This is a genomic window from Bartonella sp. F02, from assembly GCF_026929975.1.
In the GTDB taxonomy this organism is placed as follows: Bacteria; Pseudomonadota; Alphaproteobacteria; order Rhizobiales; family Rhizobiaceae; genus Bartonella.
Window position 1 is genome coordinate 64,974 of sequence record NZ_JANHOK010000003.1, and the last position, 13,291, is coordinate 78,264.

Sequence of the window (13,291 nt, forward strand, 5' to 3'; positions counted from 1 at the left end):
AGAGATGATGTGCACCAATTTAATATCTGTTTATTTGTCTGTTTCTTTTATAATTATCAATGGAATATTTTTAGTCTTTTTTTTGATAAGTATCAACTATCATAATTTTTTGTAGTTGCGAATTTTGTCAAAGCGTTATGTATTTACAAAAGAACTGTGAGAAGAAATAAAAAAAGCAGTATATTGATCATTGTTCTCTATCATTTAATATATTGGCTACATTGGGTTTTATATTGTCGCGTATGATAGAAAGCGTTAAAAAAATAAATGTGTTATAGATCATTGTGGATTAATAAGGAGAGAGGGGTATCGTGACAGAAGATCAAATAATGGCTTTTTCTATCATCGGTCTTATGATGGTTGTTTTTATTTGGGACCGTTTTCGTTATGATATTGTTGCCATTTGTACGTTGTTGATTACCTGTATTGTCGGTCTTGTTAGTCCAAAGGAAGCATTTAGCGGTTTTAGCAATGATATTGTCATTATTGTGGGAAGTGTATTTGTGGTGAGTGCAGCTGTCTCGCGTTCTGGTGTGATGGAATTTATTATTCAACGGATATGGCCTGATGTGAAATCGATACGAATCCAGTTAGCTTTTTTAGTTATTACTGTGATGCTATTATCAACATTTGTTAAAAATATTGGTGCCTTAGCTATTATGCTTCCAATTGCTTTCCAGTTTGCTCGTCGTTCTCAAGTTTCCCCATCCATCTTTCTGATGCCAATGTCGTTTGGTTCTTTGCTTGGAGGGCTGATGACGCAAATTGGCACATCGCCGAATATTGTTATTTCAGCTATGCGAGAACGTTTGGTGGGAAGTTCTTTCACCATGTTTGATTTTACTCCAGTGGGTGCGGTAGTTGCTGCTGTTGGTTTTTTGTATTTGGTATTTTTTTCTTGGCGTTTGCCTGCCCGTGTGCGTTCAGGTGTATCATTTGATGATGCGATTGATATTCGTAATTATATTTCAGAAATTCGTGTTCCAGTTAATTCTTCGATTGTTGGCAAAACTATTATGGATCTTGTTAAGCCGTCAAGCGGTGAAGTCATGGTTATTCAAGTTATTAGAAATAATGTATCTATTTCTCCGTTTCCAGACTTTATTTTATCTGAGAAAGATATTGTGTTGTTAGAAGGCTCGCATACAGGATTAGATAGTGTCATTAATTCTGCTCGTTTAGAATTTTCTATGGGTCGTGCTATTTCTGCGGGAGATAAAGATGGTGATATTGATGTTATTGAGGCAGTCATTACACATAATTCACCTCTCATTGGAATGAATGTTAAAAAGTTCTCGCTATTTGATCGCCATGATGTAAATTTGCTTGCATTAAGTCGTCAACATGAAAGAATACGAGAAAAATTTGGAGACATTATTTTTCGTTTTGGAGATGTGATCGTTTTACAGGCGAAAGAGACGATTATTCCGAATTTATTGCGTGAACTGAAATGTCTTCCTTTAGCAAAACGCAATATTATGTTCGGGAATTTACGGTATGGTTTGTTATCGCTGTCTATTTTATTTGTAGCGATTGTTTTGACTGCTTTGCAAATTGTTCCTGTTGCGTTTTCTTTCTTTACTGCTGCTGCTGCGATGGTTGTTTTTCGAATTATTCCGGCGCGTGATTTGTATCAGGCTTTGGATGGTCAAATACTGATATTATTAGCAGCTCTTATTCCCGTGAGTGAGGCATTAGAAAAAACAGGAAGTACGGATCTCATTGGGCATTGGCTTAGTCAAATTGCTGTATTTTTACCACCATTTGGAGCTTTAGCGCTTATGTTGATTACAGCAATGCTTGTAACGCCATTTTTAAATAACGCTGCAACGGTGATGATGGTTGCTCCGATTGCATCAAGCTTTGCTCATTCTCTTCATTATAAACCTGAAGCTTTTTTAATGGCGGTTGCAATTGGTGCTGGGTGCGAGTTTCTCACACCTATTGGACATCAATGTAATATGTTGGTGATGGGGCCAGGTGGTTATCGTTTTAGTGATTATTTACGATTTGGTGCACCGTTAGCTGTTTTAGTAGCAGTGGTTGCAGTTCCAATGTTAATGTGGATTTGGCCATTACAATGATCGTTAGATCTTGTAAACGTATATTACAGAACATTTCCAATACAATGAAAGAAAAATGAAAAAATATATTTTTATAATTATAGAACACTGTAACAAAAAATGTGCAGGTGTTGACTTTATATGATCCAACACGAGTATTTTGTTCTTTATGTTTTTTGTTATTGTAATAAATAAGTTTAACTGAGCACTGTATTATTATTTTAACTCAATAATTAAGTGAGCATAAATATATTATATATTTCTATATTAATTTGTATTCTTTGATAATAATATCAATAGATAAAAGCTGTTGTATTAGCTGAGAGATAAGTGTAGAAATACACGCTGGTATGGAGATGTGTTGGTTTTATGTTTCTTAACTAAAGGTTGAGAGATTTTTAGGTGGATAAGGTGCTATCGTTGTTCATTTATGTACGAAAGTGCAACTATTAATTTTTTTCAAGGTAATATATATATGTCGTATGATAGTTTTATTGCTGAAGTAAATGCGGAGTTTCGTCAAGAAAAAGTCTTATCTTTTTGGAAACGTTATGGTTTTTTGATTATCACTGGAATTATTATTTTCGTATCAGCGGTAATTGTTTACCAAGTCTACCATCATATGCAAATGAATAAAGCTGGTCGTGTTAGTGATACATTGATCGAAAGTTTTGATTTGGCAGATTCTCGTCGTTTTGATGAAGCAATGAAACAATTAGAAAAGGTTAAAGAATCTGATTTTGGGGTGTATCCTTTTCTTGCTCGTTTACGTGAAGCTTCTTTGTTGATGGAACAAGGAGCTGCTGAAAAATCGGTGGAAGTATTCGATGTTGTTGCAGCGGATGAAAAAGCACCGCAAATATTGCGGAAAGTCGCACAGATTCGAGCAGCTTATATTCTAGTTGATATAGGTACATTTGAAGATGTAAAGAAACGTGTCGGCAATATGGCGAATGATATTGATTTTATGCGTATGTCTGCAAGAGAGGCCTTAGGTTTAGCTGCTTACAAAGAAAATAAGATAGATGAAGCGCTTTATTATTTTCGGAAAATTTCTGAAGAAAATGCATTAGAGTTAAAAATAACAGATCGGGCAAAGATTATGCTTGAATTCATTCAGGCTGAAGGTAAGGCCAATAAGGAATAAATGAATGAACCTTACCATTGCTATAATTGGCCGACCTAATGTTGGAAAATCGACGCTATTTAATCGTTTGGTTGGACAAAAGTTAGCTTTAGTTGATGATAAGCCTGGTGTGACGCGAGATAGACGTATTCATGCTGCAAAACTTCAAGATTTACGTTTTGATATTATTGATACGGCTGGTTTGGAAGATGCAAGTGATCATACACTTGAGAAGCGTATGCGTTCTCAAACGCAGGCTGCTATTGATGAATCGAATCTCATTTTGTTTGTTTTTGATGCAAAAAATGGAATTACGCCAAGCGATTTGAATTTTGCGTCACTTGTTCGCAAATCAGGAAAACCGATTGTGCTTGTTGCGAATAAATCTGAGTCAAAAGCAGCTATAGGAGGCGAGTATGAAGCTTGGTCATTAGGTTTAGGCGAACCGTGCTTAATTTCTGCTGAACATGGTTTGGGTCTTACAGATCTTCGTGATGCAATTGTGAATGCTGTTGGGGAAAAGAAAGCTTTTGAGAAAAAGAATGAGCGAAAACACATTGCTTTACAATCTATATCTTTTGAGAATGATATTGATAACTTAACAGAAGATATTCCTGCTTACGATGAAAATAAACCGATTCGAATTGCTGTCGCAGGACGCCCAAACACAGGAAAATCGACACTTATTAACACTATGTTGAAGCAAGATCGTTTGCTAACTGGGCCTGAAGCAGGTATCACACGCGATTCTATAGCCGTTGATTGGGAATGGCGTAATCGTCATATTAGACTTTTTGATACTGCAGGTTTGCGTCGAAAATCAAAAATTCAGGAAAAGTTAGAAAAGCTTTCTGTTGCAGACACATTACGTTCGATTCGTTTTGCAGAAGTTGTCGTGATTGTTTTTGATGCAACGATGCCTTTTGAAAAGCAAGATTTACAAATTACTGATCTTGTGATTCGCGAAGGCAGGGTTCCTATTATTGCTTTCAATAAATGGGATCTTATTCACAATCGCCAAGAAACATTGGCTGAGTTGTATGAAAAATGTGCGCGTCTTCTCCCTCAAATTCGTGGTTTGAGAGCTGTTCCTTTGTCAGGCCAGTATGGTCAAGGGATTGATAAGCTTATGGAAAATATAACAATGATTCATCGTGTGTGGAATCGTCGTGTTTCTACAGGAAAGCTTAATCGTTGGCTTGAGTCTGTTGTTGCGCGTCATCCTCCACCTACGATTGCCGGACGTCGATTGAAGGTTAAATATATAACACAGGTTAAGACACGTCCTCCTGGGTTTGTGATTTCTTGTTCGCGGCCTGATGTCATGCCTCAATCATATTTACGTTATCTTTCTAATGAGCTGCGTGATGCGTTTGATATACTGGGCGTTCCAATTCGTTTGTCATTAAAAGCATCTGATAATCCCTTTGCAAAATATGCAAAAAAAAGGTAGCTTTTACGTGTTTTTAAAAGTTTATATGAAATGTAATTTTGTTTTGTTAATACCGACTGTTATGGGAAGGATAATGACAGAAACGACAGTGAGTTAATCAATATACTATGGTAATTAAGCAACATGTTCTTATGATTTAATAATATGTGGTTTATTTTAGTTTTTTTGATAGCTAAAGTTGATAAAGTTGAGATATATATTTTGCGAAACTCATGATTGTTTTATTTTTTGGTGAAAATCCTTGTGGTAGATTCTTTTTGGCAGCTTGACGAATAAAATTGGTCACAATATGCTGCGCGCAATTTTGTAAAATGTGTTTTGGCTTCGCTCGGGTTAGGAAGACACTTATGGAGAAAGACAATGAACCCATTATGTCAGAGAAAGAAGCTGAAAGACAAGAAAAAGAAGGTTATTGTCAATCAGAGGATTTAACATGCCGGAGTCGAAAATTGGGGTTAGCTTTAATGCGTCAAAAAGCATTAAAGAAGACAGAAACTAAGGAGGAAGGAAAAGAACAACAAAAGAAAATGGCGCGTGCCATTGAGCTATCTAGTGAATTTCTGGCGAGTATTGTTGTTGGCATTGTTTTGGGGTTGGGAGTTGACAAACTAGCAGATTCATCACCGTGGGGATTGATATTTTTTCTTTTTCTTGGTTTTGCTGCTGGTGTATTAAGTATTCTTCGGTCTGTGGGGCATATTGCTCCTAGCCGGTTAGGGCAACGTGGCGCTTCGCGCCAAGATAAAGGGATCGACAGATCCAATAAATGAGGTTAAAGTGACATCACATGCTTCGGATCCTGTTCATCAGTTCGAGATTTCACGACTGATTCATATCTCTGTAGGAAATATGGATTTTTCATTTACAAATGTATCGCTTTTTATAGTTGCTACGGTTGTTTTATCTTCAATTTTCCTTTTTGTTTCATCATCGAGTCGTGGGTTGGTACCAACGCGGATGCAATCTGTTTCTGAAATGGCCTATGAGTTCGTTGCATCAATGCTGCGCGAATCATCTGGTGTGAAAGGAATGCAATTTTTCCCTCTGGTTTTTTCGTTATTTATTTTTATTTTGGTTGCTAATTTTATCGGTCTTTTCCCCTATTTTTATACGATTACCTCTCAAATTATGATTACTTTTTCATTGGCAATGTTGGTTATTTTGACGGTAATTGGTTATGGTTTTTATAAACATGGAATTAGTTTCTTGAGATTGTTTGTTCCCAGTGGGGTTCCTGTGATTATTTTGCCGTTAGTAACGATGATTGAAGTGATTTCCTTCTTCTCTCGTCCTATTAGTCTTTCACTTCGTTTGTTTGCTAATATGCTTGCTGGTCACATTACACTCAAGGTATTTTCTGGTTTTATTGTCTCAATGATTGGGATGGGAGTTATAGGTGTGGGTGGTTCGATTTTGCCGCTTATGATGACTGTTGCAATTACTGCTCTTGAATTTTTGGTTGCGTTTCTTCAAGCTTATGTTTTTACAGTTTTAACGTGTATGTATCTCAATGATGCAGTTCATCCGGGACATTAATAAAATTGGTGGGTATTCGCCACACAATGCAATTTCGCTTTAAAGGAGAATAATATGGAATTGGTACTTGCAGCAAAATATATTGGCGCTGGTCTTGCGTGTTTTGGTATGGCGGGGACGGCTTTGGGTCTTGGAAATATTTTCGGTAGTTATCTTACTGGAGCGCTACGGAACCCATCGGCAGCAGATAGTCAGTTTGGTCGTTTAGTTTTCGGTTTTGCTGTGACAGAAGCTTTGGGTATTTTTTCGTTACTTATTGCTCTTTTGCTTCTTTTTGCAGTTTAATTGCTATTGAAAGGGTATGTCTATTCTTTTTACAGAGAGCAGACATCCCTTGATGCTTCTTTGTGGAAGAAAGATTCATCAATTGTTATAAAGCTTTAAATATTAAAACTTCGGTTGAGTTGTTTGGGGAAGAAAATAAGATGTTTGTTTCTAGCGCCTATGCACAAGCCACTGAAACACTTGTAGAGCGTATTGAGGATGCGGCGGAGCATGCAAGTCGTGTGTTTCCGCCTTTTGATCTTTCACATTTTAGTTCACATTTTTTTTGGCTCGTTATTTCTTTTGGGCTTTTTTACCTCTTTATTTCGCGTGTAATTGTTTCACGTATTGGCGGTGTTATTGAGACACGTCGAGACAGAATTGCATCTGATTTAGATCAAGCAATGCGTATGAAGCAAGAAGCAGATGCTGTTGTTGAAGAATATGAGCGGGCATTAGCAGAGGCGCGTGTGCAAGCTCATATTATTGCTCAAACAGCAAGGGATGAAATCAAAACAAAAACTGAACTTAAACGAAAAGAGCTTGAAGAGAATTTAGAAAAAAAACTGGCAGATGCTGAAGATCAAATAGCTAAGATTCGAGACAAAGCAATGAAAAGTGTTGGAGCAATTGCAGAGGAAGTAACGCCTGAAATTATTAAAAAATTGATTGATGTTGATGTTAGTAAAGAATCTGTTAGCTCAGCTGTTAAAGCTGTAAGCTATTAAGGATAATAAAGATGACAGATACATTTTTTGCTTTGGTTGGATTAGTTATTTTTCTTGGTCTTTTGGTTTATTTCAAAATTCCAGAAATGGTTATTCAGCGTTTAGATGCGCGGGCAAAGCGGATCAAGGATGAACTTGATGAGGCGCTTCGTCTTCGTGAGGAAGCTCAGGAAGTGCTGGCTGAATATCAGCGGAAGCGCATAGAGGCAGAAAAAGATGCTCAAGAAATTATTGCAGCAGCTAAACATGAAGTTGAAGTCATAATCTCTGAAGCGCGTGCAAAAGCAGAAAAATATATAAAGAATCGCAATCAGTTAGCGGAGCAAAAAATTGCTCAAGCGGAAGCAGATGCAATTCGGATGGTATCATCATCTGCTATTGATTTGGCCGTGTCTGCTGCGCGTACGCTCATTGCTCAAGAGTTAGATTCTGAGAAAGCAGATAATCTTATTAAAGAGTCCCTGGCAAAAATGAAAATTCACTTACATTAAAATAACTCTTGAGATATTTTTAGGGAAGGGAGGCTCTTTGCTTTTAAAGAGTCTTTTTCTTAAAAGTTTAGCTCTTTTTTAGGGTTTTTGTAGACAGTTTCATCAATATTCTCGACATATAATCAATGAAAATAGTCATAATGAGAAAATAATTGTTTGAACATAGCTTGTGTTCATTGGCAGAAAGTGATGAAAAGTTCCTGATTTTATTTCTGTAGATGTGTTGAGTTGTGGCATAGATTGATGATGAAATTTTATGTGTCGAACAATCTTACATGATGTTAAGAGTGTGTATTATTTTAAATGATCGATAGCACTTTTTGAAATTTATTTTATTTAAATGAGGAGAATTAAAAGCGATAGAAATTGATTTCTATCGCTTTTTTAGTCGAAAAAATGTTTTTTTTATATTACTAATTTTGAGAATTTTGCAATTCCCAATATTTTCTGGTCTATCTTTTTAAGAAGAGCAAGGCGGTTGAATCGAACGTCAGAATCGCTATCATTCACTAATACGGCGTTAAAAAATGAATTGATAGGTTCTTTAAGAAGAACTAAAGATTCAAGCTGACCGTCAAAATTTGCTGTATCGAAAAACTCATATAGTTTTTCAGATGTTGCTTCGAATGCTTGATATAGTTGATTTTCTTCTTCTGCTATAAACAATTTTGGATTAATCTTGTTTGTTTCGAAATCTCCTGGATTTTTTGTAATAAAAAGAGATTTATTGTCAAGAATGTTGGTAATACGTTTTATAGCAGATAAACAGTCATGGCCATTAGCTGTTTGAACAAAAGCGTTCAGTTTTTCAGCTTTATATTTGATATGTAAAAAATTACTAGAATCTTCATATAAAATTGCTTCAATAACATCATAACGTATCCCTTCATTTATGAGATAATCTTTGAAGCGCTCATGAAAAAAGGATAATAAATCTTCTAAAGTAGTTTTTGCTTTTTCTGAAAATTCAGGTTCTATAGATATGCCTAAATTATCTTCGAGTATATTTTGTTTCACTAGAAGACTAAGTGCTTCATTAAAGAGAGGCGTTAAGCTTATTTCTTGGAGAACACCTGAAAGTACAATCCTAATAACTCCAAGTACGGCACGCCTTAAAGCATAAGGGTCTTTGGAACCTGTTGGTTTTTCATTGATACACCAGAAGCTGACGAGTGTGTCAATCTTGTCGGCTAATGCAACTGTTGCAGAAAGATGATGATCTGGAATATCGTCCGTTGGTCCTAAAGGTTGATAGTGATCTTCAATGGCTTGCGCCACATGTGGATCTTCTCCTTGGGAAAGAGCATATTGTCTACCTATATATCCTTGCAATTCTGGAAATTCACCGACCATTTCCGTTTGCAAATCAGCTTTTGCAAGAATTGCTGCGCGTTTTGCCAATTGAGGATCTCTCTCCTGATCACGTGCAATTTTTTCTGCTAACGCTGAAATTCTCTCTACTCGTTGACCCTGTGTGCCTAATTGAGCATGGAACGTGACTTCCAAATGGTCAAGTAGAGCTAAACGTTGATCAAGAGGTTTATTCAGATCAAGAGAGAATTTTTCAGAACACAATTGTAATTCATTTAAAAATTGAAGTTGTTTATCATTCAAATATCTTTGATTGTCTTTATCAAAATGTTTATTCAAATCACGATACGTTAGTTTTAACATTTGAAAATCATATAAAGTGCTTTTATCTTTTTGCCAAAAATAGAGTGCATCAGAAAGACGCGCTTGTACAACTCTGCGATTGCCGTTGGCAATCGCTTCTCCTCCGTCATTTGCACGAATATTGGAAACAAGAATAAAATGATTGGAAAGTTTTGTTTTTTCACCTTGCTCACGGGTGACAAAACATTTTTGATTTGTTCGAATAGTTAGGCGAATGACCTTTGAAGGGAGTTCAAGAAAAGATTCATCAAAATGACTGATAAGAACAACAGGCCATTCAACAAGATTTGCAACTTCTTCTAAGAGAGCAGGGTCTTCAACAAGTTCTAAGCCTTTTTCAATGCAAAGCTTTTGGGCTTCTGATACAATAATATTTTTTCGTTCTTCGGCATCAAGAATAACGTTATATTTTTTAAGTTTTTCGGTGTAGTCCTTAAATTGTTGGATCTGGATTGGTTTGCCATCACTTAAAAAGCGATGACCATAGGTCAAATTATTACTTTTTAAAGAATCATTATTATTTTTTAAAAGATTAGCGTTAAAAGGAACAACCTGCATTTCTCCATTTTCTGGCCCAAAGATACAAAGAATGTTTTTCAAAGGACGAATCCATTTCAATGTTCCAGTTTGATCTCCCCAACGCATCGATTTTTTCCATGGAAAATTATGAATAATCTGAGGGATAATATTCGCAAGAATATCTTCTGTCTGTCGCCCTTTTTGAATAATTTTGGCAACATAAAAATCACCTTTTTTGCTATCATGAATAATATCTGCTTCAGAAATATCTTTGAAACCTACAGTGCGTAGAAAACCATCAATCGCTTTTTGTGGTGCTTGTGTGCTTGGCCCTTTCCGTTCTTCATAAATATCTTTTGAACGTGTTGAAAGGCCACGTATATTTAAAGTCAATCGACGAGGTGTCCAATATTCATCAGCCTTTTCATAGCTTAAACCTGCAGCAACAAGTTTATCAGTAACGCATTTTTTTAGATCAGCCGCCGCTTTACGTTGCATTCGCGCAGGAATCTCTTCGCTCAATAGTTCAAGAAGAAGCTCAGCCATTAAACATCTCCTTTAGGATATAGTTGTTCCATCATATTGACTTTCTCGCGTTGATAAAAAAGCTTGTCCGCAGCGGCATGCAAGGTTGCGAATTTTAGAAATATAATTTTGCCGTTCGGTTACAGAGATAACGCCTCGTGCTTGCAAAAGGTTAAAAATATGGCTCGCTTTAATACATTGATCGTAAGCCGGATAGACACAGGCATGGTGTAAATATACATCATGTTTTCCATATATCTTAGCTTCTTTATATGTTCCTCCTTGTTCAAGAAGAGATTCACATTCGCGTTCTGCATCGATAAAATGTTGATGCAAAAGATCGGTATCAGCAAATTCAAAATTGTATTTTGAATATTGGCATTCTGCTTGTTGAAAAACATGCTTATAATTGACACGATCTTTTCCTTCTAAACCATTAAAATTAAGATCATAAACGTTGTCAACACCTTGGAGATACATTGCAAGACGTTCAAGTCCATAAGTGAGTTCTCCTGGCACAGGATCACATTCAAAACCACAAATTTGCTGAAAATAAGTGAATTGAGTCACTTCCATTCCGTCACACCAGCATTCCCATCCCAGCCCCCAAGCTCCAAGTGTTGGACTTTCCCAATCATCTTCAACAAAGCGGATATCGTGTAGTTTTGTATCAAGGCCGATGGCGTGTAGAGATTCAATATAAAGTTCTTGTAGATTGGGTGGGGAAGGTTTGAGCAGAACTTGAAATTGGTAATAATGTTGTAAACGGTTTGGATTGTTGCCATATCGACCATCTGTTGGGCGCCTACAAGGTTGGACATATGCCACTTTCCAAGGGCGTCGTCCTAGGGAACGCAGTGTGGTAGCTGGGTGAAAAGTTCCAGCTCCTACTTCCATGTCATAGGGTTGTAGAATTGTACATCCGTGCTGTGCCCAGTAATTTTGTAAGGTTAAAATAAGTCCTTGAAAAGAGCGTTTAGGATCTAGATATTCAGGTAAGCTCACACTCTATACTCTTTTTTTATTTGATGAACAGGTAACGAATATTGGATTAGATGATAAAAACAAAATTTTTATCATCTATGAGTGTTTATTGTTTTGCATGATTATCGTCAAGTCTCGTTGTCTCAAGCATTGCTGTTTATTGCAAACCAAATTTCAATTTTTTCTTAATTTCTTCTGGATTTTCTGGATCTCCGTCAATAGCATGTTGCCATTGAAAGATGGCTTCACGTTTGCGCCCAACTTGCCAATAAGCATCTCCCAAATGATCGTTAAGAGTTGAGTTTTCAGGGAGTAATTTAACAGCTGTTTCCAGTATTTGAACTGCTTGGTTATATTGTTTAAGCTTATAATAAGCCCATCCTAAAGAATCAAGAATGTATCCATCGTGAGATTGGAGCGTAGAAGCTTTTTGAAGCATTTGCAGTGATTCTTCTAGCTTTTGATTACGATCAATAAGAGAATATCCTAAATAATTAAGGACTTGTGGCTGATCAGGAAAAAATTCAAGGGCTTTTCGTAAATCAGCTTCAGCTTTCGCCCATTGCTGCAAACGTTCAAATGCAATCCCGCGGTGATAAAAAAGTTTCCAATCTTCTTTTTGAAAATCTTTGATTTGAATAATGGCACGATTCATTGTTTTAACAGCTGATGCAACGTCATTATTTTGCATATAAATAGCCGCTAACGCTATAGAAATATAACGATCATTAGGAAACTTTTTCTGTAATGATATTAAAGATTGAATTGCTTCCGGATGATTGTCATTATCGGCAAGAGTTAATGCAAGTTGCAATTGGCCATTTTTATAGTAAGGAGAACGAGCGGGTAAGGTGCGGTAAAGTTGAATCGCTTGATAAGGGTCGCTCAGTTTTGCAGAAATATTTGCTAATTGAAAAAGTGTTGCATCATTTTGGGGGTAGAGGATTAAAGATAATTGTTGAAAAATACGTGCAATTCGTTCTGAGTTTTGATGATTGAGAGCTGTCCCAAAACCATACAATACTTCACCAGCACCGTGTTGAGGTGTTGTAATAGGATTTTTTAAATGAGCACCTTTTTCAATTTCTTTTCGAATGTTTTTGAGTGTTTCTCGATTTGGTAATATTTTTTCGCCTTGTCGGATGGTTTGAATAGCTTTATTGCGCATTTTATGACGGAGCTGAAATGAAGCGTAGGCGATAATAATATGTTCATAGGTATCATGAGCTATGGCAGCTCCTTGTTTATTGTGTAACGCTTGAAGAAAATATTTTTCTGCCGCTTGCGTATGTCCTGCTAAATCATTCATGAGTGCAAGGTGATAATGTATAAAAAGATTATACCAGGATGGTCCTATAAGTTTTTCAAGAGTGTTTATTGCTGTTGATTGTTTTCCAGATCCAAACGTAGCCCAAGCTTCTATGAGCTCAGATATTGGGTTATTAATAGAAGGAGATTGTTGAGATTGTGGCGATATTTTAACGCGTTTGTAATTGCCTCGTATGAGATTCTCTACAGCAAGTGTTAAAGAAACAAATGGAGTGCTAATACCTGCTCCTTCCAATTTTTTAGCTTGTTTAACAGCTTCCTTAAATGAACCTACATAGAGCATTATTTCCAGCAGTTCTTTTTGTATTTCAGTATTATGAGGTTGATAGGTTAGTGCTTGTTTAAAATAATCAATGGCAAGATGCGCTTTGTTTTCATGATTTGCAATTCGTCCAGCCAGATAGGCGCCAGCGAATGATTGTGTCTGAATTTCTTTATCAATTTTGCTGTAGGCTGGTGAAAACATGAATATGCTCCCCGCAAGAAAAAAGATAAAAAAGCGGGTGGTTCTTGTATTGCGCATAGAGTTAATCCTCTTTCAGCTAATCAATTGATTGTATGATTTGTAGATTATATTCGATCATTTTGTTGGGAAATAC

General features: G+C 36.4%; 11 protein-coding genes. 8 read left to right on the forward strand and 3 right to left on the reverse strand.

Going from position 1 to position 13,291, the window contains the following annotated elements; translation table 11 throughout:
- Positions 1-311: 311 nt before the first annotated feature.
- From NPY00_RS03130 to NPY00_RS03165, 8 genes are all read left to right on the forward strand, one after another.
- Positions 312-2,084, forward strand: coding sequence for an SLC13 family permease (locus NPY00_RS03130; protein WP_269020619.1), 1,773 nt, complete (start codon positions 312-314; stop codon positions 2,082-2,084).
- A 454-nt stretch (positions 2,085-2,538) separates the two neighbouring features.
- Positions 2,539-3,210 carry a tetratricopeptide repeat protein gene (locus tag NPY00_RS03135; protein WP_269020620.1) on the forward strand — a complete coding sequence of 224 codons (672 nt, stop codon included), beginning with the start codon at positions 2,539-2,541 and terminating at the stop codon, positions 3,208-3,210.
- A 4-nt stretch (positions 3,211-3,214) separates the two neighbouring features.
- On the forward strand, positions 3,215-4,642 hold the full coding sequence (gene der, locus NPY00_RS03140) for a ribosome biogenesis GTPase Der (protein ID WP_269020621.1): 1,428 nt from the start codon (positions 3,215-3,217) through the stop codon (positions 4,640-4,642).
- 347 nt (positions 4,643-4,989) lie between these two features.
- Complete coding sequence (locus NPY00_RS03145) at positions 4,990-5,412, forward strand: AtpZ/AtpI family protein (protein WP_269020622.1); 423 nt, start codon at positions 4,990-4,992, stop codon at positions 5,410-5,412.
- 7 nt (positions 5,413-5,419) lie between these two features.
- The gene (locus NPY00_RS03150) at positions 5,420-6,178 is read left to right on the forward strand and encodes a F0F1 ATP synthase subunit A (RefSeq protein WP_269020784.1); all 759 of its coding nucleotides are present in this window, start codon (positions 5,420-5,422) and stop codon (positions 6,176-6,178) included.
- A gap of 54 nt (positions 6,179-6,232) precedes the next feature.
- On the forward strand, positions 6,233-6,463 hold the full coding sequence (locus NPY00_RS03155) for a F0F1 ATP synthase subunit C (RefSeq protein ID WP_269020623.1): 231 nt from the start codon (positions 6,233-6,235) through the stop codon (positions 6,461-6,463).
- A gap of 140 nt (positions 6,464-6,603) precedes the next feature.
- Positions 6,604-7,170, forward strand: coding sequence for a F0F1 ATP synthase subunit B (locus NPY00_RS03160; RefSeq protein ID WP_269020624.1), 567 nt, complete (start codon positions 6,604-6,606; stop codon positions 7,168-7,170).
- Between the two features lie 11 nt (positions 7,171-7,181).
- Positions 7,182-7,661, forward strand: coding sequence for a F0F1 ATP synthase subunit B (locus NPY00_RS03165; RefSeq protein WP_269020625.1), 480 nt, complete (start codon positions 7,182-7,184; stop codon positions 7,659-7,661).
- Between the two features lie 405 nt (positions 7,662-8,066).
- On the opposite strand, the gene glyS is transcribed toward NPY00_RS03165, so the two are convergent.
- The 3 genes from glyS to NPY00_RS03180 all read right to left on the reverse strand — a co-directional run bounded on the left by glyS (position 8,067) and on the right by NPY00_RS03180 (position 13,215).
- Positions 8,067-10,400 (reverse strand): glycine--tRNA ligase subunit beta, encoded by a 2,334-nt coding sequence (glyS, locus tag NPY00_RS03170; protein WP_269020626.1) that lies wholly within the window; start codon positions 10,398-10,400, stop codon positions 8,067-8,069.
- A 12-nt stretch (positions 10,401-10,412) separates the two neighbouring features.
- Entirely contained in the window at positions 10,413-11,384 is a 972-nt protein-coding gene (locus NPY00_RS03175) for a glycine--tRNA ligase subunit alpha (protein WP_269020627.1), read from the reverse strand.
- Between the two features lie 136 nt (positions 11,385-11,520).
- Positions 11,521-13,215 (reverse strand): tetratricopeptide repeat protein, encoded by a 1,695-nt coding sequence (locus tag NPY00_RS03180; RefSeq protein ID WP_269020628.1) that lies wholly within the window; start codon positions 13,213-13,215, stop codon positions 11,521-11,523.
- Positions 13,216-13,291 lie beyond the last annotated feature (76 nt).

Excerpts from the sequence above, each read along its gene's own strand:
- NPY00_RS03135 (WP_269020620.1), top strand. The coding sequence starts at position 2,539 with ATGTCGTATGATAGTTTTATTGCTGAAGTAAATGCGGAGTTTCGTCAA.
- der (WP_269020621.1), top strand. The coding sequence starts at position 3,215 with ATGAACCTTACCATTGCTATAATTGGCCGACCTAATGTTGGAAAATCG.
- NPY00_RS03145 (WP_269020622.1), top strand. The coding sequence starts at position 4,990 with ATGGAGAAAGACAATGAACCCATTATGTCAGAGAAAGAAGCTGAAAGA.
- NPY00_RS03155 (WP_269020623.1), top strand. The coding sequence starts at position 6,233 with ATGGAATTGGTACTTGCAGCAAAATATATTGGCGCTGGTCTTGCGTGT.
- NPY00_RS03160 (WP_269020624.1), top strand. The coding sequence starts at position 6,604 with ATGTTTGTTTCTAGCGCCTATGCACAAGCCACTGAAACACTTGTAGAG.
- NPY00_RS03165 (WP_269020625.1), top strand. The coding sequence starts at position 7,182 with ATGACAGATACATTTTTTGCTTTGGTTGGATTAGTTATTTTTCTTGGT.
- glyS (WP_269020626.1), bottom strand. The coding sequence starts at position 10,400 with ATGGCTGAGCTTCTTCTTGAACTATTGAGCGAAGAGATTCCTGCGCGA.
- NPY00_RS03180 (WP_269020628.1), bottom strand. The coding sequence starts at position 13,215 with ATGCGCAATACAAGAACCACCCGCTTTTTTATCTTTTTTCTTGCGGGG.